This window comes from Pectobacterium carotovorum (assembly GCF_033898505.1).
Taxonomy (GTDB): domain Bacteria; phylum Pseudomonadota; class Gammaproteobacteria; order Enterobacterales; family Enterobacteriaceae; genus Pectobacterium; species Pectobacterium carotovorum_J.
In genome coordinates, this window is the sequence record NZ_JAXAFK010000001.1 from 2,123,116 (window position 1) to 2,144,143 (window position 21,028).

A 21,028-nucleotide genomic window follows, 5' to 3' on the forward strand; every position below is an offset into this window, starting at 1 on the left:
TACTCCTTAATTACTTACGCTTTAAACTGGCTAATACGGCAAACGGATTTGGTTTTTCCGCCTCTGCAGGCAGTTGACCAAACACCATGTCCGCTTCGGACACTTCACAGTGTTCAGAATCATGCACCGGGGCGATAGGCAACATCAGAATAATTTCATCTTCAATCATTGCCAGCAGATCGACTTCGCCAAACTCATCAACGCCGATCGGCTCATACGCTTCCGGTAACGCTTCGGCCTGCTCATCATTGACGACCGGGCTAAAACAGAATGTCGCATGGACCTGATGCTCAAACGGCTTTCCGCAACGTTGACACATCAGTGTGACCGTAACATCGGCGTTACCGTCAATCACTGCCAGACGCTGATTATCAATATTGAAAGATAAAGAGGCCTGAACATCACTATCCACACTCACCACTGATTCGGCAACACGCTCTACTTGTTCTGGCGAATAGATACCAACATAATCTAAACGCTTCTGAGCAGTGCGGACCGCATCAAGGGTTAAGGGTAATTTTACCTTTTGCATAGGGCGCGCATATTAACGTCGTAACGACATAGAGTCAAAGAAAAAGGCAGTGATGCACCACCTTTCACCAATATTCGCTTCCAGAGCGGCGCACAGTTTAAAATGCCTTTCATCATTACGCTACGGTTTATCAAAAAATTATGCAGCAGATCGTTCTTGCCTCAACCTCACCGTATCGCCGGGCCTTATTGGAAAAGCTGGCGATCCCCTTTATTTGCGCGTCGCCAGACATCGATGAAACCCCGCATCCAGGTGAAAGCGCCGTCGATCTTGTGATCCGACTTGCCGAGAGCAAAGCCCGAGCGTTGGCTGCGCACTACCCCAATCACCTGATTATCGGCTCCGATCAGGTTTGCGTTCTGGGGAATGCCATTACGGGGAAACCACATAATAAGGATAATGCAACACGACAGTTAAAGCTCGCCAGCGGGAAATGCGTTTCCTTTTTTACCGGTTTAGCGCTTTTCAATAGTGCGACTCAGGAAATACAGAGCATCGCAGAGCCATTTGACGTGCATTTTAGAACGCTAACGGAAACGGAAATTGACGGCTATCTGGAGAAGGAGCAGCCGTGGAACTGCGCGGGCAGCTTCAAAAGCGAAGGGCTGGGCATTGCCCTTTTTGAGCGATTATCCGGGCGCGATCCTAATACGCTCATTGGGTTGCCGCTGATCGCGCTGATTCAGATGCTACAGAAGGAAGGCGTTAATCCTTTGACAGCGTAATACAAATCGGGATAGCACGATGGCGCGCTATCCCGACGGATAAAAGCGTATAGGTTGTAGGCGTCGTTATGCTTTTGTCTTGCGCAACGCCTGAAGACAGCGACGCAGTCCGCTATCCAACGGCGCTTCAATTCTCATCGTCTCGCCGGTATTTGGGTGCTCAAAACGCAGCGCCTGCGCATGCAGGAACAGACGTTTTAAACCGGTGTTCACCAGTTGTTCATCGAATTCACGATCGCCATAACGGTCGTCAAATGCTATCGGATGCCCGGCATACTGAGTATGCACACGAATTTGATGCGTACGTCCGGTGACGGGACTTGCTCTCACCAGAGTCGCATGCTCAAAACGCTCTTCCACCTTAAAGCGCGTTTCCGATGGCTTACCTTCGCTGTTAACTCGCACAACGCGCTCACCGCTTTGCAGAATGTTTTTCAACAGCGGCGCCTGAACAACCTTACAGTGGGACTGCCATTGTCCGCGAACCAGCGCCAGGTAATCTTTTTGCATGCCTTTTAGCCGCAGCTGTTCATGCAGAGAACGCAAAGCCGAGCGTTTTTTTGCTACTAGCAAAACGCCTGACGTATCGCGATCGAGGCGGTGTACCAGCTCCAGAAAGCGCGCTTCCGGGCGTAAAGCACGCAGCCCTTCAATCACGCCGAAGCTCAGACCGCTTCCGCCATGCACGGCGGTACCCGAGGGCTTATTCAGCACCAGCAGGTAATCATCTTCGTAAATAATGCACTCGGCCAACGCCGCCACTTTACCAAGACTCGCAGAAACAGGCGTTTCATCACGTTCTGCCTGTCGAATAGGCGGAATACGAATTACATCGCCGTCGAGCAATTTATACTCAGGCTTGACCCGTTTCTTATTTATCCTTACCTCGCCTTTACGCAAGATACGGTAAACCATGCTTTTAGGCACACCCTTTAAGTGGGTATGCAAAAAGTTATCGACGCGCTGCCCCGCTTCATCTGCGGAGATCGTCACAAATTGTACTGAAGGATTATCTGTTTTCATGATGCGCGATTCTAAATAGAGCAACCCGATAGCGCCACTTCTTTTTCTGTGCTTAACTGTGTGTCTGACTTATGAAGATATTGTTGCACTATCGGGTAAGTAACGGGTGAATTGCGTTGTAGCATCAAACCCTGCCCGTTTTGGTGATAACGACAGAACTATCTTTATACAGACAGGCAAAGTCACCTTGCTATAACGGTATCAGCAGTGGAATAATGCTTTTGCGTTTCCCACGCGGATTTCCGATAAAACAAGGGGAAATTGCGGAATTATTAAATTTGCCTGATGACGCACACACGCAGCAATGGCGTAAGACGTAATGCGGAATCAAGCAGTTAGCGGGCTGCGGATTGCAGCTTGGCCGGCAAATGGAATCAGATCTGGCGACATTATTCAGAAGCTGTTCCCTCAGTAAATGCGCTGTTTTCCATCAGGAAACACAGGCTACCGAAACATGCGTCTCTATGCAGGCGACAACCGGGAGGTTGACGTCCCTGCGATAAGCCACGAGGCCATCGGTTCACTCCGGTCATGCGGTTCTTTTGTCCGCAGCTCTATCAATAATGCAAGTAAAAATAACGAGTAAGTTGAAGATGAAAAGAATGTTAATTAACGCAACTCAGCAGGAAGAGTTGCGTGTTGCCTTGGTTGATGGTCAACGGCTGTATGATTTGGATATCGAAAGTCCGGGTCATGAGCAGAAGAAAGCAAATATCTACAAAGGTAAAATCACTCGTATCGAACCCAGTCTTGAAGCGGCTTTTGTTGATTACGGCGCAGAAAGACATGGTTTCCTCCCTCTTAAAGAAATCGCCCGCGAATACTTCCCCAGCAACTATGCTTCCCATGGTCGTCCTAACATTAAAGACGTGTTACGTGAAGGTCAGGAAGTCATTGTTCAGGTAGACAAAGAAGAACGTGGCAACAAAGGCGCAGCGCTGACCACCTTTATCAGCCTGGCGGGTAGCTATCTGGTCTTAATGCCGAATAACCCGCGCGCCGGTGGAATTTCCCGCCGCATCGAAGGCGACGATCGCACTGAGCTCAAAGAAGCGCTGGGTTCGCTGCAACTGCCTGATGGTATGGGGCTCATTGTTCGCACCGCGGGTGTGGGCAAATCCGCTGAGGCCCTGCAATGGGATTTGGCTTTCCGTCTGAAACACTGGGACGCGATCAAAAAAGCCGCTGAAGGCCGCCCTGCACCGTTCCTGATCCATCAGGAAAGTAACGTGATTGTCCGCGCTTTCCGTGACTATCTGCGCCCGGACATTGGCGAAATTCTGATTGATAACCCCAAAATTCTCGATCTGGCGAAAGAACATATTTCTGCGCTGGGTCGTCCTGATTTCAGCAGCAAAATCAAACTGTACAGTGGTGAAATCCCGCTTTTCAGCCACTATCAGATTGAATCGCAGATCGAATCGGCTTTCCAGCGTGAGGTTCGCCTGCCGTCCGGCGGCTCTATCGTTATCGATACCACCGAAGCGCTGACGGCGATTGATATCAACTCCGCCCGTGCAACCCGCGGTGGTGATATTGAAGAAACAGCCTTTAATACCAACCTTGAAGCCGCAGACGAAATTGCTCGCCAATTGCGCCTGCGTGACCTCGGTGGTCTGATCGTTATCGACTTCATCGATATGACTCCGGTTCGCCACCAGCGCGAAGTGGAAAACCGCCTGCGTGATTCCGTACGTCAGGATCGCGCACGTATTCAGATTGGCCGCATTTCCCGCTTCGGCCTGCTGGAAATGTCGCGTCAGCGCCTGAGTCCGTCACTGGGTGAATCCAGCCATCACGTCTGCCCACGCTGTAGCGGTACAGGTACGATTCGTGACAATGAGTCACTTTCTCTGTCTATTCTTCGCCTGATTGAAGAAGAAGCGCTGAAAGAAAACACCAAAGAAGTCCACGCGATTGTTCCAGTCCAGATTGCTTCTTATCTGCTGAACGAGAAGCGTGATGCCGTTAACGCCATTGAGAAACGTCAAGGCGGCGTGCGCGCGGTCATCGTGCCACACGACGGCATGCAAACGCCGCACTACTCCGTTGTTCGCGTCCGTAAAGGCGAAGAAAAACCAACGCTCAGCTATCTGCTGCCTCAGCGTTTGGAAACGGAAACACAGCAACAGCAAGACGAACAGACGATTGAGCGTAAACAGCCAGAGCAACCTGCTTTAGCGACGTTTACCATGGCAGAAATGCCTGCGGAAACCGCACCATCGGTAACCAAAGCGGCACCTGCTGCAGCGAAACCTGCGGAAGTCGCTCAACCAGGCCTCATCAGCCGTTTCTTCAGCGCCTTAAAAAGCGCCTTTGCTTCTGAACCCGCAGTAAAAGCGGCGGATAGCGTTGACGAGAAGAAGGCCGAAGAAGAGAAATCTGCTGAAGGTCAGCGTTCTGAGCGCCGTAATTCACGCCGTCAGGGTAATAATCGCCGCGATCGTGGTTCTCGTGACAATCGTGACAATCGTGACAATCGTGACAATCGTGACAATCGTGACAATCGTGAACAGCGTGATGAGCAGCGCCGTAATAAGCGACAGAACGAGGAAGTGGTTGCGGAAAACGCGGAGAAAACCAGTTCAGAAGAGCAGCCGCGTCGTGAGCCGCGTGCTGAGCGCCAGCGTCGTCGTCAGGACGAGCGCCGTCAGGCTTCTAATGAAGCAAAAGTTCAGCCAGCGGTTGATGATTCCGATGACAACGCAGCCGAACAGGATAAACCGACTCAGGTTATGCCGCGTCGCCAACGCCGCCAACTGACGCAGAAAGTACGCGTTCAGTCCGATGCTCAGCCGGATACCCTCTCCGATAGCACAGCACCTGCCGCTGTTCCATCTGAGCAGGCTCAATCTTACGTCAAGCCAAACGATGCTGCGGTAGACAATAACGAGATCGATAACGAGCAAAACGACGCAAATCGTGCCAACGCCGAGAATGGCGGTATGCCACGTCGTTCACGTCGCTCGCCGCGTCATCTGCGCGTCAGCGGTCAACGTCGTCGTCGCTATCGTGATGAGCGTTACCCGTCTCAGTCTCCGATGCAGTTGGAATTTGCCGCCGCATCACCGGAAATGGCATCAGGAAAAGTGTGGATCAGCTATCCTCTTGCACAGACACAGCAGGCTGAAGGCCAACCGCAGGACGAAAACGTTGCAGCGATTGAAACACCGCTGTTACCTGCCGTCGTTGAAGCCGCAGTGACTACACCGACCGATACAGCGGAATCCAACGCAGTGGAAAACGTGGCGATTGCTGAAGCCGTCACTCAGGAAGACGCTGTTGTAACCGCAACAGCGCAATCTGCCGATGTGATTCAGGATAGCAATGTCGCAAATGTCGAGGTGAGTGCCGCAGACGAAGAAATCGTCGTCGAGCCCGTTACCGAGAACACCGCTATTGACGATGCTATCGCTGCGGTTGCCGTCAGTGCCGTAGAGGAAGCACCAACTGCTGATACTGCTCTGGCTGCTGAAGACGCACAGATCGTTGAACCTGTTGCTGCTGAAAGCACAGTAGCTGAAACTGTCGTGACTGACGATGTCGCTACGGAAGCCGTTGCAGAAGACAAGCAGGCGGATAGTATCGCTGATGCAACCGAGACAGCAGATGTGGCAGAACCTGTTTCTACTCCGGCGGTTTCCGCAGTACAGGAAACCAGCGCGCCACAGAGCGTTCAGGATGAATCGGTAAACGCCACCAGCGCACAGCCGATTGTGGAAGAATCTGTATCGAGCGTGACAAAAGCAGTAAACGTTGCTGAGCAACCTCGCTATAAGTTCCATGCAACAGCGCCAATGACTAAAGCACCGGCGCCGGCATACCACGCGGAACCTGCCCGACACAGTGATTGGGTTCGTCCTGCCTATCCGTTCTCTGGAAAAGGTTCAGCAGGCGGTCATGCCGCAGTTAATCAGTCAACTGCGCCAGCAACCAAACCTACACCAGTCAGCGAGTAATTCTGACTTCTATAGACAAACACCCGCCAATTGGCGGGTGTTTTTTTATGTACAAACTGTTGTTAGCCTAAAAAACTCAATAGCTTGATATCTACACTGTCCGTTTTACCATCCAGTTCAGTCAACAAATTCTGGAAGTGCTCGCTCTGCTCATGTGATGTCAAAGCCTCTCGATCTTTCCAGCGTTCGAAGAACACAAACGAACCGGCTTTATCTACGACTTCATGCAGATCGTACTGCACATTACCCGCTTCCTGTCGGCTAGGTGCCACCACGCGTTTTAGCGTTGCGGTGACGTCTGCAATGAACTCTGCTTTTGCCTGAATGGTGGCGACAATACGAATTTCCATATACATCCCTTATTTATCAATGAAAAGATAGTGCTATCAGATGCCAATCCAAGGTTAATTTCAAGCATTCATCAACAAACGGATGCATTCGAATGGCTTTACGCTTATCCTTATCCCCCGCCGTATCAGTCCCAAAACCAACCGAAAGACGATGTTTTTCTACTGACCGCCGGAGCGCAATTCCATGACCGCACAGCCCACTATTCTTAAAATCCGTCGCCCTGACGATTGGCACATTCACCTGCGTGACGATCGGATGCTGGAAACCGTTCTCCCCTATACCAGCCGTTTCTTTGGCCGTGCGATTGTTATGCCTAACCTGACGCCGCCGATTACCAGCGTGGCCAGCGCTATCGCGTATCGTCAACGTATTTTAGCCGCGGTTCCGCAGGGCGATAATTTTCATCCGCTGATGACGTGCTATCTGACCGATGCGCTTGATGCCAATGAAATCGTGAATGGCTTTGAGCAAGGCGTTTTTACCGCTGCCAAATTATACCCGGCCAACGCCACAACGAACTCCAGCCATGGGGTTACCAGCATCGCCAATATCTCCGGTATTCTGGAGAAAATGCAAAAAATGGGTATGCCGCTGCTCATCCACGGCGAAGTTACCGATGCTGCCGTTGATATTTTCGATCGGGAAGCACGCTTCATCGAAACGGTGCTGGAGCCATTGCGCCGACAGTTTCCTGAGCTGAAGGTCGTCCTTGAGCACATTACGACAAAAGAAGCCGCGCAGTATGTTGTTGAAGGTAATGATTATCTCGCTGCAACCATTACACCGCAGCACCTGATGTTTAACCGCAACCATATGCTGGTTGGCGGCGTTCGCCCCCACCTGTATTGCCTGCCTATCTTAAAACGCAATACGCATCAGCAGGCGCTACGTGAAGCGGTAGCCAGCGGCTGTGACCGTCTTTTCCTCGGCACTGACTCAGCACCCCACGCAAAGCACAGAAAAGAGTCCAGCTGTGGCTGCGCCGGCGTGTTCAATGCCCAGGCGGCATTAAGTACATACGCCACTGTTTTCGAAGAAATGAACGCACTTGATAAACTCGAAGCATTCTGCTCGCTGAACGGCCCACGTTTTTATGGTCTGCCAGTGAACGACAGTTGGATTGAGCTTTACCGTGAAACGGTCACATTCCCAGAAGAGATCTCTCTTGGCGACGAGTCGCTAATCCCCTTCCTGGCTGGACAAAGCCTTAACTGGTCAGTCCGTTAATCGACAAGCCCATCCGCATTATGTCGATGGGCTAAATTTTATTGCGCGTCTTGTTCTCCACTTGCAATAACTGTATAAATAAACAGTTTAAAATTTGGAGGTCACCATGCGCGTAGAAATCACTCTTGCAAAAACAACGCCTTTACCCGCCGGTGCGATTGAAGCACTCAGGCACGAGCTGGAAAAGCGTATTCACAAAATTTACCCCGATACGCCTATTCAGGTTCGTTATGCATCCGCAAATAACCTGACGGTCATGGGTGCAGGCAAAGATGACAAAGATCGTATCTCCGAAATCTTGCAGGAAACGTGGGAAAGCGCCGACGACTGGTTTACGGCAGAGTAATCTAAAGCTTGAAAGATAACGAAGATATAGGCTGTAATGGCAGTTTAAAGCGGCATTTCGCCATGTGCTATGACCGAGGGTATCTGTTATGACGGTAGAAAAACCAGAAGAGGCAATGACATTCGGGGAACTGCTGGAGCTGATTGGCGAGCAACAACGCAAGCTCGATGCTCTGGAACTCGCCTTTTCGTCTCTGGCATTCTGCCTCGATGAGAAAGCGAACACACTGATGGTTCATAATCTGACGCTCGAATCTCAAAATGAGAATCGAGATCCAGCGATGAAAAAATACCTTGCCCGACTTGCTGCCGCATTAGAGAAAAACGCGGGATCTGGCGTGGAATAATGTTCTGCCGCTCCTGCTAACCACACCTTCGGGATGAAAGCCTATTCGTCCCGATATTTTATCTGACGTATCGCTTACCCTTCCCATACCGCCTGTGTAATATTTTTTACGAAAAACTGAAAATATTTCCCATAAATTAAATAAGCAGCAGTATACTGATAATGCTCATTTAAAAATAATGAGCCACCTGAAGCCTCGTTAGTCACTCATGTTAGTAACTAGTCAATAAGGGGTATTTATGGATAGAAAAAATGAAGTTATTCAGACACATCCTCTTGTAGGTTGGGACATCAGCACCGTTGACAGTTATGACGCCATGATGATCCGTTTACACTACTTATCCACCTCGGATCAAGCACCAGATGAAGCACATGTAGACCGGACGCTTTGGCTAACGACCGATGTTGCACGGCAGCTGATACACATACTCGAAGCCGGTATTGCAAAAATCGAATCAACAGACTGTGACGTCAGTGATTATCGAAAACATTAGTAATTGATAACGTTATTAATATTATATTCAATACCCATCAGTTTTGCTTAAAATAACAACACCGCCAATAAGGCGGTGTTGTTATTTTAGGGCTATTCTCATTTCTTTTATATCCATCAATAAATTAATTCCTGCTCGCCTGCCTTTATACTAATAATCACCTACTGCATCATTATTCAACTAATAGAGTCTCTTTGCAGCACGGCTCATTTATTCCTCTGCCATCTTTATTCATTCTCACCTGAAGACAGATATCAGAAATATCTATTTCTATTAAAGAACTTCCATAACCAAACTGAATAAATTATGAATTTAAATTCAAAAAAACTGCTCATGTTTATGATAATGTTACAATCTGAAAGTTTATATTGATTTTATGTTTCTTCCTGTTAAATTTTCGCCGGATTGACATGTTACCGATCTGATAAGGAGCTATCACCATGCTTTGGCGTAATACCTCTTCTCGTTATGGCCATATCAGCATTCTTTTGCACTGGATTGCAGCGTTAACCGTTTATGGCATGTTTGCTTTAGGCCTATGGATGGTCACATTAGGGTACTACAATATTTGGTATCACCGTGCCCCAGAAATCCATAAGGCAATTGGCGTACTGTTCTTCGCCATCTTAATTTTTCGCGTGGTGTGGCGTTTTATTTCTCCCCCTCCTCCACCGTTAAAAAGCTACTCCACATTGACCCGCGTCAGCGCGACGCTGGCTCATATTGCGCTTTATGTCATTCTTTTCGCCATTCTTATTAGTGGATATCTCATTTCCACTGCCGAAGGGCATTCCATCTCAGTTTTTGGCTGGTTTTCTGTTCCGGCCATTGTCAGCGGCTTGACGGATCAGGCCGATATAGCAGGCGACGTGCATCTTTATCTTGCATGGGCGGTGGTTGCCTTATCAGCGCTGCACGGTTTAGCCGCATTAAAACACCACTTTATAGATGGTGATAACACGTTGAAACGGATGTTGGGTCGCAACGTTCCTTAACTTTCTGGATTTATGGAGAAATACCAATGCTGAAGAAAACACTACTGAGCCTGACCGCAGTATCCATGCTTGCCTCTGCCGGTTCTGCACTGGCAGCAGAGTACAAGTTCGATAAAGAAGGCCAGCACGCGTTTATTGAATTCCGCATTAAACACCTCGGTTACAGCTGGCTTTACGGCAGCTTTAACGACTTCGATGGCGCCTTTACCTTTGATGAGAAAAACCCATCAGCGGATAAAGTGAATGTCACTATAAACACCAACAGCGTTGACACTAACCACGCTGAGCGTGACAAGCACCTTCGCAGCGCAGAATTTTTAAACGTTACCAAGCATCCGCAGGCAACGTTTACGTCCACTGAAGTGAAGAAAGACGGCGAAGATTACGATATTACCGGCAACCTGACCTTAAATGGCGTCACCAAGCCTGTTAAGCTCGATGCCAAACTCATCGGTCAGGGCGATGACCCGTGGGGTAACTATCGTGCAGGATTTCAAGCCGAAGGCACTATCAAGCTGAAGGACTTCAACATTACGACCGATTTAGGTCCAGCTTCGCAGGATGTAGAACTGATTATTGCCGTTGAAGGCGTTCGCCAGAAATAAGGCGACACCACGCATTGACAGCAAAAAGCCCTTTCCTTTGGAAAGGGCTTTTTCATATTACGCGATTAGCCGCTAATTATTCGGCCTTGTCTTTCGCGACGGGAGCCGGAATGTGCAACGTTGACTGCAATAATCCTTTGGATTTATTGAAGATCTTCATTCCATTTTCACGCCCGCTGCGTATCGCTCTTTGCGCTTCCAGCGGCAGCTTCATTTCATCCTGACACTGCGTGCTACAGCAGCCTTCGTATTTTGCGGCGCAGGCAGGACACTGGATAAACAGAAGATGGCACCCTTCATTACGGCAGTTAGTGTGGCTATCACACGACGCCCCACACTGATGGCAATGCGCAATGACGTCATCGGAAATGCGTTCTCCCATTCGTTCATCAAACACGAAATTCTTGCCGATAAACTTCAGCGGTAGCCCCTGAGCTTTAGCCTGGCGTGTATATTCAATAATACCGCCCTCGACGTGATACACGTTCTTAAAGCCGTGGTGCAACATGTAGGCGCTCGCCTTCTCGCAGCGAATACCGCCCGTGCAGTACATGACAATATTTTTGTCGCGCGCTTCATCCAGCATTTCAACCGCCATCGGCAGCTGCTCACGAAACGTATCTGACGGCACTTCCAGCGCATTCTCGAAGTGCCCGACTTCATATTCGTAATGGTTACGCATATCGACGAACACGGTGTCAGGATCGTCAGCCATCGCATTAACCTGATCGGCTTTCAGATATTGCCCGACATTCGCTGGGTTAAATGTCGGATCGTCAATCCCATCAGCGACAATCCGTTCACGTACTTTCATACGCAATACCCAGAACGATTTCCCGTCATCTTCCAGAGCGATATTTAAGCGAATCTGATCGAGCGCCGGGTGCGCACTGAACAATACCGCCTTAAAGGCCTCGAACTGATTATTGGGCACGCTGATTTGTGCGTTAATCCCCTCAGTCGCAATATAAATGCGACCGAAGACCTTACATTGCTCAAGCTGAATATACAGACTATCGCGAAAGGCTTTTGGATCATCAATGGTGAAATATTTATAGAAGGAAACTGTGGTACGCGGCTCGGTTTCCGCAAGCATACGCGCCTTCAGTTCCTCATTAGAAATCCGGTTATGTAACACTGGCATGGTGTACGTTCCTGTCTTCATTGAGGTTAGCGTGTGACGTTCATCATCGAGCCATTGCTCGACATATTGAATCGCCCGGCATCATACCTGATAGCGTTGAGGCTGTCAGGGCATGAAATGAATAGCGCGACGCCAAAGAGTGATCTACCGTAAATCTATGACCTTACCGTAACCCCATGACCTCTGGGATTCATTTTTGCTTTCATGAAGTATCATCATCGAAGGATCTGTCATTATGAGTCAGCTTTTCTCCCCCGTATCTCTTGGTAAACTCGAACTGCCCAACCGAATCATCATCGCCCCCATGTGTCAGTATTCGGCTGAGGACGGCAAGGCGACAGCCTGGCATACGATGCATTTAGGTAACCTGTCACATTCCGGGGCGGGACTGCTTATCATCGAAGCTACTGCCGTTTCGCCAGAAGGCCGGATTTCCCCACGCGACCTTGGCTTGTGGGATAACGCGACAGAACAGGCCCTTGCTGGTGCAGTTAACGCGGTCAAAACTTATTCTGCCATGCCGCTCGGCATACAACTGGGGCACGCAGGTCGCAAAGCCTCAACGGGCGTTCCGTGGAGCGGACGAGCATTTTTGCGTCCGGAGCAGGGAGGCTGGCAGACTATTGCACCATCCGCTCTCCCTTACAACGCCAGCGATGCAGCACCGCTGGCTATGTCAGAACAGCAGATCCGCACGTTAATTGGTTCGTTCGTTGACTCTGCTAAACGCGCGGATCGTCTGGGCTTTGACCTGATAGAAATTCACGCCGCTCACGGCTATCTGCTGCACCAGTTCCTTTCACCGCTGACAAATCATCGCACGGATAACTATGGAGGATCGCTTCAGAACCGGATGCGTCTGGTCGTTGAGATTTACCGCGCAATACGCGATGTTTTCCCTGCGCATAAAGCCGTTGGCGTGCGCATTTCTGCGACAGATGGCGTTGAGGGCGGTTGGGATCTGGAGCAGTCTGTACAGCTTAGTAAAGTGCTGCACGAATTAGGCTGTGATTTCATCCACGTATCCAGTGGCGGTCTGTCGCCGTTGCAACAAATCCATCCTGCGCCTAATTATCAGGTACCGTATGCGCAGCGGATTAAACAAGAGGTTGGCATCACCACCATCGCCGTTGGGCTGATAACCGAACCGGAGCAGGCAGAAGCGATCGTCGCAACCGGCGAAGCAGATGCTATCGGGCTGGCTCGCGCCATCCTCTTCGATCCCCGTTGGCCATGGCATGCGGCTGCCAGACTAGGCGCGCAGGTATCTGCACCCGCACAGTACTGGCGTAGTGAACCACGCTACGCCAGAGGCATTTTCAAGCAATAGCGGTAAATACGCTGTGTCAGGCGATCCTATCTGGGTCGCCACGTCTCTACCTCGCCACGCGTCATGCCACCAAAGGTTAAAACTCATTCGCTGAAAATGATACGATTACGGCCGTTTTTTGCATAAAAATCAGTCAATAACGCGGTGGTGATTTGTGTTATTGGCAAAGCGCCGCAATAATCTATCTTGCAGTTAACCATTAACTCTTTTTTTAACGGTTCGCGTGCTGATCCGCACCAAAATATTGATACTGAGGCCATGACACAAATCCCTTCTTTTAATCGTTCATTGCTACATCCGCGCTACTGGCTCACCTGGGTGGGCATCGGCATCCTTTACCTTATCGTGTTGCTTCCCTATCCCGTTCTGTATCGTATCGGGATCGCGCTTGGCCATTTAGCTATGCGCCTGTTGCCAAAACGCGTCAACGTTGCCGCCCGTAACCTTGAACTGTGTTTCCCCGAAATGCCTCTGGCTGAGCGTGAAGCATTAGTCAGAAAAAATTTTGAATCTGTCGGCATGGGTGTGATTGAAACCGGTATGGCCTGGTTTTGGCCAAACTGGCGTATCGAGCGCTGGTTTACGGTGACCGGCCTTGAACATATTCGCCCTGTATTGGAAAAGCAACAAGGCGTGCTGCTCATTGGTCTGCATTTCCTGACGCTGGAATTGGGTGCTCGCATCTTTGGCATACACAATCCGGGGATCGGGGTGTACCGCCCGAATGATAACAAGCTGATTGACTGGCTACAGACGTGGGGAAGAATGCGGTCCAATAAATCCATGCTGGATCGTAAAGATCTCAAAGGGATGATCCGCGCACTCAAGCAGGGAGAGATCATCTGGTATGCGCCCGATCATGATTACGGCCCACAAAGCAGCGTATTCGCCCCTCTGTTTGCCGTAGATAAAGCGGCAACAACCCGCGGTAGCTATATGCTGATAAAGGCCGCACGCCCTGCCGTCGTTCCTTTTGTTCCACGTCGTCTGCCTGACGGAAAAGGCTATGAGCTGCTGATCCAACCTGCGGAACAGGATGCACCTGTAGATAACGAAACCGCGACTGCCGTTTGGATGAACAACGTCGTTGAACAGAATATTCTGCTCGCACGGGACCAATATATGTGGCTGCACCGCCGTTTCAAAACCCGCCCAGAAGGTGAACCGTCCCTTTATTAACGAACGCCTTTCTGTACCGGTTGCTCATTGCAGGAACTGCGGTACCTTGTGACAGACGAAAAAAAAGCAACGGCGATTAATCGCCGTTGCTTTATCTTTCACGCCAACGCGACGTTAGCTTTTGATATGAGGTGCGGGAAGTTTCTGGTAAGACTCAACCCACGCAGCATACGCTTCCGGTTTTTGCCACACATGGTAGTGCAAACGCGATATCGTCACAGGATCGCTAAGCAGTGCCAGACGCTGATTATTGCTCACCTCTTCCGGCTTGCGACTCAAGGCCTCACGCACATTCTTCTCACGCACGTCCTCAATCGCTCGACTGAAGCGATGGCGCGCCGTCGCCATTGCGCTGGCAAGGGCATTAACTGACGGATCGAAGACGGCCTGTATAAACCCGCTATCCAGTCTACGCTGATGGTTCAGTCGGCAATATTCATCGGTTGCGACCAGTTCACGCGGCGGATTGAACTCTTCCGGTATCATCAGCAGCTTGGCACGTTTACAGCCCAGCCCCAATGACGCGCGGCTTGAGTAAACCGAAACAAACGGCGACAAAATCAGCGAGAAGACAATTGGAGCCAGCCACCACAGGAAGCGCAGATCCAACCATGCCATACCAATCGCCCAGACCAGCCCCAGAATCAACTGGGAACCATGGCGCACAAACGCTTCGCTCCACGGAGTTGCATCGTCGTCACGCTGCGGAGAATTCCACTGCACCGACCAGCCGAGAAACGCACTAACAACAAACACCGTGTGGAACAGCATACGAACCGGTGCCAGCAGGACCGAGAACAGCATTTCCAGCAGCAATGAAAGAAATACTCGGAAAGCGCCACCGTACTCTTTTGCGCCTTTCGCCCACACCAGAATCACGCTCAACAGTTTTGGCAAGAACAGCAAGACCAACGTCGTCGAGAACAGTGCGATAGCCAATTCTGGCCGCCACTGTGGCCAGACGGGGAACAGCTGCCGGGGCTGCAGGAAGTACTGGGGTTCCATAAGCGTATGCACAACCTGCAACGCCGTAGAGAGCATCAGGAACATAAACCACAGCGGTGCCGACAGATAAGACATTACACCGGTAAGGAAAACAGCGCGGTGAACCGGATGCATACCTTTGACCAGGAACAAACGGAAGTTCATCAGGTTGCCATGGCACCAGCGGCGGTCACGTTTCAACTCATCCAGCAGGTTAGGCGGCAGCTCTTCATAACTTCCCGGCAGATCGTAGGCGATCCACACGCCCCATCCTGCACGGCGCATCAGCGCCGCTTCGACGAAGTCGTGAGAAAGAATCGCACCAGCGAACGACCCTTCACCCGGCAGCGGTGCCAAAGCACAGTGCTCGATGAACGGCTTCACGCGGATAATCGCGTTATGTCCCCAGTAATGTGACTCACCCAGTTGCCAGAAGTGCAGGCCAGCGGTGAACAGCGGGCCGTAAACACGCGTCGCAAACTGCTGACAGCGCGCATACAGCGTATCCATGCCTGACGCTTTCGGCGAGGACTGGATGATACCAGCGTTCGGGTTCGCTTCCATCAGCCTGACCAAAGACGTCAAGCATTCACCGCTCATGACGCTATCGGCATCCAGAATGACCATGTAGCTGTACTGGTTGCCCCAGCGGCGGCAGAAATCATCGATATTGCCGCTTTTACGTTTAACGCGGCGACGGCGACGGCGATAGAAAATGCGCCCTGCTCCGCCGACATCACGGCACAGCTCCATCCAGGCTTTTTGCTCTGCCACGCAGATATCGGGATCGTTACTGTCACTCAGGACGTAAATATCAAAATGCTCAAGATTGCCCGTCGCTTCTACTGATTCATACGTCGCACGCAGTCCCGCAAACACGCGTTCTACGTCTTCGTTACAAATCGGCATGATTAACGCCGTGCGGTGCTCTGGATTCAGCGGTTCATTACCCACCGTCGTGGAAGAGATGCTGTATTTATCTCGACCAATCAGCAGTTGCAGGAACCCCATTAATGCGGTCCAGAACCCAGCAGACACCCAGCAGAACAACACCGCAAACAGAACCAGTATGCCGCTTTGCAGCACATAAGGAAGCAGCTGCATTAGCGAGCGCGTCCACGGTTGACCCGCCATTTCAAACGGATCGATGAGCGCCCATCCCTGATAAGGCAGGATGGTTTTCATGTACCAGGTTGCGATCGCGGTCTGGAACAGCGTTAACGCCAGCAGAATATAGCGGCGGATTGTTCCCACCAGACGCCAGCGGTTTTCGGAAATTTTCTCTTCCGGGCTGTAATGAGGGCGAGGTGGCACAGTACGGCCCAACAGGCTTTCCCACCAGCGAACCAACGGATTCGTCCGCCAGACGTCCGGGAACATAGAAGCGCGGGTAATAACAGGCATTGCTTTTAATGCCGTCCGCCCTTCTCTGTCAGTGCCGAGTTGCTTACCGTTGTCCAGGCCATCTTCCCAGGCCATTTCAAGACGTGCCTGCACGGAATGCAGCGCAACATCGTCTTCGGCCTGAACATTAACCTGATGACTTTCAGACTGGCTATTTTCAGATAAGGTCTGATGCAAAACGGCCTGATCGTTCCAGGCCGCTTGCGGTAATTTTTCGCGAAGAACCTCTGCCTGCTCGGCAGGCAGAGGTAGTTTCTCAATATAATCGAGAGAAGAAGTTGACTTATTCATTAGCAGGCAGCTGATTGCTCCAGGTTTCAGTCAATGTCGTCTCGCCATTAACCAACGCAGCTCTCATTTCAGTCGGCTGTTTCGCATCTTTCACACGCAACCGCAGCGTCAGACGCCAGCCATGAGTGACCGGGTTATAGCGAACATTATTTTCTACAATCTCGCCGTTGTCGCCAATGCTGACCTGAGATGCGACCGGCGTGCTCTCATCCAGCTCTTTTAAATTCGGTCCAACAAAATCCACAATGTAAGCGATCGTGCCGTCAGGCTGGCGGATCAGGTTAGATTGTTTAACATCACCGGCAGAGCGGCGAGTCTGTTGAACATAGGCAATGTTCGGGGAATGCAGTTGATCTTCGTCGCGCGTAAAGTGCAGACGATATTTAATATCCAGCGGTTTGCCCGTTTCTGGCAACACATCAGGCGTCCAGAAGGCAACGATGTTGTCGTTGGTTTCATCCGCGGTAGGGATTTCAACCAGCTCAACTTTTCCTTTACCCCACTCGCCTTTCGGTTCAACCCAGCCGCTTGGACGCAGATCGTAACGATCGTCAAGATCTTCGTAGGCAGCAAAATCACGACCGCGTTGCAGCAGACCAAACCCTTTCGGATTTTCTACCGCGTAGGTGCTCACGGACAGGTGCTTAGGATTATTCAGCGGACGCCAAATCCATTCGCCATTACCAGCATGAATTGACAGACCGTTAGAGTCATTGAGCGCTGGGCGGTAGTTCAGCGTCGGAGACGGCTGGTTCGGCCCAAACAGATACATACTGGTCAGCGGAGCGATACCCAGCTTGCCCACTTTATCGCGCAGGAAGACTTTAGCCTGAACGTCTACGACGCTGTCACGCCCTGGATAAACGGTAAACCGGTAAGCTCCTGCGGCACGTGGAGAATCCAACAGCGCATAAATCACCAGGTGTTTATCATTTGGTTTTGGACGTTCAATCCAGAACTCACGGAAACGCGGGAACTCTTCACCAGAAGGCAACGCCGTATCGATCGCCAAACCACGCGCAGATAAGCCATAAATCTGGCCTTTACCTACCACACGGAAATAGCTGGCACCCAGCATACTGACAATTTCATCGTTCTTATCGGCTTTATTGATCGGATAGAGAACTTTAAAACCTGCAAAGCCGAGATTTTTAACCGTTTCAGGATCGTGGTTGACGGAACCAAAATCAAAATACTCAGGAGAGTATTTAATCTCATCAACCGTTGTCGCCGTCACTTCATTAATTTTCACCGGGGTATCGAAATACATGCCCTGATGGTAAAACTGGAGTTTGAAAGGCGTCTGTACATTATTCCAGTATGATTTGTCGTTATTGAAACGAATTTGCTGGTAGTCCGCAAATTTCATATCACGGAATTGCGCAGGAAGATTACTTTTCGGCGCTTCAAAACCTTTTCCAGCCAGCTTTTCAGCCTGCTGTGCCACATCATCAATAGAGAATGCCCAAGCTGGCACTGCGCTTACAGACAGCATAACGGCGGCGGACAGCCAGCGAAGGCTAGCAACCCGCTGTTTAAACCCAAATTTATTATCCAGCACAGCTCCCCCTGTTCGTGTGCTTCAATCAACTAAAATCCATATTAATGGATAAGTTAGCTTTCCGACAACTTGATAAAGATATTGTTCATCATAATAGGTCAGCGTTTAAACAACGAGAACGCTAAAGCATGATAAACCGGGTTGTAAAAGTGGAAAACAGCCACGGACTATAGCGAATATCGACCGGTGCGTGCGTAGGATTATTCCGTTTACGCCCGTGCAATCTTCTGGCTCGCCACCGATCGGCACGGGAACGAATATTGGTATCGGTTCACATGTTGCCTAAAGTCTATCGGTATAAACATTTGTGTAACAATGCAGGGACAAGTAAAGTACACTCCCTGACTGAACCCGGTATTGTTGAATTAAGACTGCTATGCTTTTGTCCGCGCTACGACGGCGAAGTTTCCCAGCCTGGGTCGGCATCTTCGCTATTTTGACCATCTTCGTTGCTCCAGTGATTTCACAAACACGGGTGCTTCACGAGCGTGAGCATCGCGTTCATGAACATGGACATCATGAAGATGAGCGCCATGACAATAGTGCAACAGCGCACACCAGCCACAGCGGCAGTCTAGCGGAGCAACCGCATACCGGACACGCGATGTCCGGGCACCACGCAACGCCATCACACCATTCTCCTTCATCGCCGTCGATGATGATGGATCATGCCGCTTGCGGTTACTGCGTACTCTTTTCGTATACGCCAGCGCTATTCGCAGCAGGATCTCTCAACCCCATACTGACCGCGTCTTTATCTGAAGCGCTGGTTATTCATTTTATCTCCCGTATTGTCCTTCCCGAACGTTACGCTTCCCCAGTAGTGCGCGCCCCACCTTTCTGAATCTGCATCATCATGCTCATGTGCATTTATAACGCATCGCGCTATACCCTTTCAGGTGTGGCGTTTGATCATTTTTTTGCTAAATGATTTCAGAGGGTTTTATGTCACACCCTAATCAGGCATCAGCCACTGCTGCTGCCTCCGGTACGCGCTCAGCCGGGGAAACCGCGTCGGCTCAACACGTGATAGACAACGTATCGCCACGTGCCGCGATCGTAGCGCTGTTCATCCGGCTGCATTTCTATATCGGTATTTTTGTCGGTCCTTTTATTTTTATCGCAGCCCTGACAGGAACGCTGTATGTCCTGACGCCGCAGATTGAAAATCGGCTGTATTCACACCAGTTGTTTACCGAAAGTCAGGGCACGCCGCATTCGCTGGCTGAACAAATTCGTGCCGCACAGGCGGGGCTCACTCACCACCAGGATGCAAAATTACTGGCAATACGCCCTGCACCTGCCGCCGGAGAAACCACCCGCGTGATGTTTGCCTTACCGGAACTCGGGCCATCGGAAAGTCGCGCCGTTTTCATCGATCCCGTTTCGCTGGAAAATCGCGGCAGTGAGATTGTTTACGGCACCAGCGGCATCCTGCCATTCCGTACCTGGCTTGATTACCTGCACCGCGGGCTATTGTTAGGCGATGTCGGGCGCAATTACAGCGAGCTGGCGGCATCCTGGCTGTGGGTTGCGGCGCTAGGCGGTATAGTCATCTGGTGGTCCACCCGCCATCTGTCGTCAGCGTCCAAACGGCGGAAATTGAAAAATAGCCAGACAACGGCAGCGAGGACGCAGCGCCTGCGTCACTGGCATGCCACGATGGGGCTAAGCCTGGTGCTTGGCTTGCTCTTTTTCTCCGCGACGGGGTTAACCTGGTCACAGTGGGCAGGAAGCAACATTTCTGTCGCCCGCACCGCGCTAGGATGGCAAACCCCATCGGTGAAAACTCAGTTGCCTGCCCCCATGTCTCATCACGACATGATGCACGGTCACGATATGGCGATGGCTACGGATGAGCACGCAGAACACCATGCGTCAATGCCGATGGGAAATGTCGACGCTTCTTCACCCGCGTTATTTGACGAGGTGCTGGCCGCTGCACGTCATGCCGGGACTGATGCCAATAAAATCGAAATTCGTCCCGCCACTCAACCGCACCGCGCCTGGACCGTCAGTGAGATCGACCGCGCCTGGCCAACGCAGGTTGATGCCGTGTCGGTAAATCCTGATACGCTGGAGATTGTAGACAAAACTGATTTCAGCACCTTCCCACTGGCCGCCAAGCTCACTCGTTGGGGCGTGGATGCGCATATGGGCGTGCTATTCGGGTTGCCAAACCAGCTTATACTCGCGGCGTTTGGGCTTGGGCTCTGTGCGATGATCGTGTGGGGCTATCGGATGTGGTGGATACGCCGTCCAAAATCTCGTCATGGCGCGAATCCGGTCAACACGCTGACAGCGGCATTGTTAGCAGTTCCTGTCTTTCAGCGTGTGCTTATTGCGCTTATCACGCTGCTACTGGCGGTGAGTTTACCAGTCATGGGGATCAGCCTGCTCGTCTTCCTGCTGATTGATACGGTTCGGTGGTATAGGACTCATCCCAAGCAGACTATTGTCAAAAGCTGATTGCTAAACTGGCATCATCGTTCAAAACGGCAATAAAAAACCGCCATTGTGCGACACAATTTGT

18 protein-coding genes are annotated in these 21,028 nt (G+C 50.9%); 12 read left to right on the forward strand and 6 right to left on the reverse strand.

What is annotated here, in order from left to right; translation table 11 throughout:
* Positions 1-10: 10 nt before the first annotated feature.
* Complete coding sequence (gene yceD, locus R9X49_RS09415; protein ID WP_319848134.1) at positions 11-532, reverse strand: 23S rRNA accumulation protein YceD; 522 nt, start codon at positions 530-532, stop codon at positions 11-13.
* A gap of 140 nt (positions 533-672) precedes the next feature.
* Between yceD and R9X49_RS09420 the strand changes: the two genes are divergently transcribed.
* Positions 673-1,257, forward strand: a complete 585-nt coding sequence (locus R9X49_RS09420) for a nucleoside triphosphate pyrophosphatase (protein ID WP_319848135.1) — start codon at positions 673-675, stop codon at positions 1,255-1,257.
* Between the two features lie 66 nt (positions 1,258-1,323).
* Here R9X49_RS09420 and rluC read toward each other — a convergent pair whose 3' ends face one another.
* Positions 1,324-2,280 carry a 23S rRNA pseudouridine(955/2504/2580) synthase RluC gene (gene rluC, locus R9X49_RS09425; RefSeq protein ID WP_319848137.1) on the reverse strand — a complete coding sequence of 319 codons (957 nt, stop codon included), beginning with the start codon at positions 2,278-2,280 and terminating at the stop codon, positions 1,324-1,326.
* Between the two features lie 593 nt (positions 2,281-2,873).
* Between rluC and rne the strand changes: the two genes are divergently transcribed.
* Entirely contained in the window at positions 2,874-6,239 is a 3,366-nt protein-coding gene (gene rne, locus R9X49_RS09430) for a ribonuclease E (protein WP_319848138.1), read from the forward strand.
* A 62-nt stretch (positions 6,240-6,301) separates the two neighbouring features.
* On the opposite strand, the gene R9X49_RS09435 is transcribed toward rne, so the two are convergent.
* Positions 6,302-6,589 (reverse strand): putative quinol monooxygenase, encoded by a 288-nt coding sequence (locus tag R9X49_RS09435; protein ID WP_319848139.1) that lies wholly within the window; start codon positions 6,587-6,589, stop codon positions 6,302-6,304.
* Between the two features lie 184 nt (positions 6,590-6,773).
* Here R9X49_RS09435 and pyrC point away from each other — a divergent pair, with 184 nt between their 5' ends.
* The 6 genes from pyrC (at position 6,774) to R9X49_RS09465 (ending at position 10,602) form a co-directional block, all read left to right on the forward strand.
* Positions 6,774-7,817, forward strand: coding sequence for a dihydroorotase (gene pyrC / locus R9X49_RS09440; RefSeq protein ID WP_319848140.1), 1,044 nt, complete (start codon positions 6,774-6,776; stop codon positions 7,815-7,817).
* 106 nt (positions 7,818-7,923) lie between these two features.
* A complete protein-coding gene (gene dinI / locus R9X49_RS09445) occupies positions 7,924-8,163 on the forward strand; it encodes a DNA damage-inducible protein I (RefSeq protein ID WP_263057608.1) in 240 nt (79 codons plus the stop codon).
* An 88-nt stretch (positions 8,164-8,251) separates the two neighbouring features.
* Entirely contained in the window at positions 8,252-8,509 is a 258-nt protein-coding gene (locus tag R9X49_RS09450) for a hypothetical protein (RefSeq protein WP_319848142.1), read from the forward strand.
* Between the two features lie 238 nt (positions 8,510-8,747).
* Entirely contained in the window at positions 8,748-9,002 is a 255-nt protein-coding gene (gene bssS / locus R9X49_RS09455) for a biofilm formation regulator BssS (protein ID WP_005970542.1), read from the forward strand.
* A 440-nt stretch (positions 9,003-9,442) separates the two neighbouring features.
* Entirely contained in the window at positions 9,443-9,997 is a 555-nt protein-coding gene (locus R9X49_RS09460; protein WP_010276123.1) for a cytochrome b, read from the forward strand.
* Positions 9,998-10,026: 29 nt separating this feature from the next.
* A complete protein-coding gene (locus R9X49_RS09465; protein ID WP_161503050.1) occupies positions 10,027-10,602 on the forward strand; it encodes a YceI family protein in 576 nt (191 codons plus the stop codon).
* A gap of 76 nt (positions 10,603-10,678) precedes the next feature.
* On the opposite strand, the gene R9X49_RS09470 is transcribed toward R9X49_RS09465, so the two are convergent.
* A complete protein-coding gene (locus tag R9X49_RS09470; protein WP_319848143.1) occupies positions 10,679-11,746 on the reverse strand; it encodes a rhodanese-related sulfurtransferase in 1,068 nt (355 codons plus the stop codon).
* 235 nt (positions 11,747-11,981) lie between these two features.
* Between R9X49_RS09470 and R9X49_RS09475 the strand changes: the two genes are divergently transcribed.
* Positions 11,982-13,076, forward strand: coding sequence for an NADH:flavin oxidoreductase/NADH oxidase (locus tag R9X49_RS09475; RefSeq protein WP_319848145.1), 1,095 nt, complete (start codon positions 11,982-11,984; stop codon positions 13,074-13,076).
* A gap of 258 nt (positions 13,077-13,334) precedes the next feature.
* On the forward strand, positions 13,335-14,255 hold the full coding sequence (locus R9X49_RS09480) for a Kdo(2)-lipid IV(A) acyltransferase (protein WP_319848146.1): 921 nt from the start codon (positions 13,335-13,337) through the stop codon (positions 14,253-14,255).
* 114 nt (positions 14,256-14,369) lie between these two features.
* On the opposite strand, the gene mdoH is transcribed toward R9X49_RS09480, so the two are convergent.
* The gene (gene mdoH / locus R9X49_RS09485) at positions 14,370-16,934 is read right to left on the reverse strand and encodes a glucans biosynthesis glucosyltransferase MdoH (RefSeq protein ID WP_319848148.1); all 2,565 of its coding nucleotides are present in this window, start codon (positions 16,932-16,934) and stop codon (positions 14,370-14,372) included.
* Positions 16,927-18,429, reverse strand: a complete 1,503-nt coding sequence (locus R9X49_RS09490; RefSeq protein ID WP_319848628.1) for a glucan biosynthesis protein G — start codon at positions 18,427-18,429, stop codon at positions 16,927-16,929. Before R9X49_RS09490 ends, mdoH begins: the two co-directional genes overlap by 8 nt.
* 442 nt (positions 18,430-18,871) lie before the next feature.
* Here R9X49_RS09490 and R9X49_RS09495 point away from each other — a divergent pair, with 442 nt between their 5' ends.
* Together R9X49_RS09495 and R9X49_RS09500 are read left to right on the forward strand one after the other, a co-directional pair.
* Positions 18,872-19,339 (forward strand): DUF2946 domain-containing protein, encoded by a 468-nt coding sequence (locus tag R9X49_RS09495; protein WP_319848149.1) that lies wholly within the window; start codon positions 18,872-18,874, stop codon positions 19,337-19,339.
* Between the two features lie 101 nt (positions 19,340-19,440).
* A complete protein-coding gene (locus R9X49_RS09500; RefSeq protein WP_319848151.1) occupies positions 19,441-20,964 on the forward strand; it encodes a PepSY-associated TM helix domain-containing protein in 1,524 nt (507 codons plus the stop codon).
* Positions 20,965-21,028: the final 64 nt, after the last annotated feature.

What these genes read in the sequence shown, in the direction of transcription:
- R9X49_RS09470 (WP_319848143.1), bottom strand. Translation starts at nt 11,746, where the DNA reads ATGCCAGTGTTACATAACCGGATTTCTAATGAGGAACTGAAGGCGCGT.
- R9X49_RS09475 (WP_319848145.1), top strand. Translation starts at nt 11,982, where the DNA reads ATGAGTCAGCTTTTCTCCCCCGTATCTCTTGGTAAACTCGAACTGCCC.
- R9X49_RS09420 (WP_319848135.1), top strand. Translation starts at nt 673, where the DNA reads ATGCAGCAGATCGTTCTTGCCTCAACCTCACCGTATCGCCGGGCCTTA.
- rne (WP_319848138.1), top strand. Translation starts at nt 2,874, where the DNA reads ATGAAAAGAATGTTAATTAACGCAACTCAGCAGGAAGAGTTGCGTGTT.
- R9X49_RS09435 (WP_319848139.1), bottom strand. Translation starts at nt 6,589, where the DNA reads ATGGAAATTCGTATTGTCGCCACCATTCAGGCAAAAGCAGAGTTCATT.
- bssS (WP_005970542.1), top strand. Translation starts at nt 8,748, where the DNA reads ATGGATAGAAAAAATGAAGTTATTCAGACACATCCTCTTGTAGGTTGG.
- R9X49_RS09490 (WP_319848628.1), bottom strand. Translation starts at nt 18,429, where the DNA reads ATGCTGTCTGTAAGCGCAGTGCCAGCTTGGGCATTCTCTATTGATGAT.
- pyrC (WP_319848140.1), top strand. Translation starts at nt 6,774, where the DNA reads ATGACCGCACAGCCCACTATTCTTAAAATCCGTCGCCCTGACGATTGG.
- dinI (WP_263057608.1), top strand. Translation starts at nt 7,924, where the DNA reads ATGCGCGTAGAAATCACTCTTGCAAAAACAACGCCTTTACCCGCCGGT.
- yceD (WP_319848134.1), bottom strand. Translation starts at nt 532, where the DNA reads ATGCAAAAGGTAAAATTACCCTTAACCCTTGATGCGGTCCGCACTGCT.
- R9X49_RS09450 (WP_319848142.1), top strand. Translation starts at nt 8,252, where the DNA reads ATGACGGTAGAAAAACCAGAAGAGGCAATGACATTCGGGGAACTGCTG.
- R9X49_RS09460 (WP_010276123.1), top strand. Translation starts at nt 9,443, where the DNA reads ATGCTTTGGCGTAATACCTCTTCTCGTTATGGCCATATCAGCATTCTT.
- rluC (WP_319848137.1), bottom strand. Translation starts at nt 2,280, where the DNA reads ATGAAAACAGATAATCCTTCAGTACAATTTGTGACGATCTCCGCAGAT.
- R9X49_RS09495 (WP_319848149.1), top strand. Translation starts at nt 18,872, where the DNA reads ATGCTTTTGTCCGCGCTACGACGGCGAAGTTTCCCAGCCTGGGTCGGC.
- mdoH (WP_319848148.1), bottom strand. Translation starts at nt 16,934, where the DNA reads ATGAATAAGTCAACTTCTTCTCTCGATTATATTGAGAAACTACCTCTG.
- R9X49_RS09480 (WP_319848146.1), top strand. Translation starts at nt 13,335, where the DNA reads ATGACACAAATCCCTTCTTTTAATCGTTCATTGCTACATCCGCGCTAC.
- R9X49_RS09500 (WP_319848151.1), top strand. Translation starts at nt 19,441, where the DNA reads ATGTCACACCCTAATCAGGCATCAGCCACTGCTGCTGCCTCCGGTACG.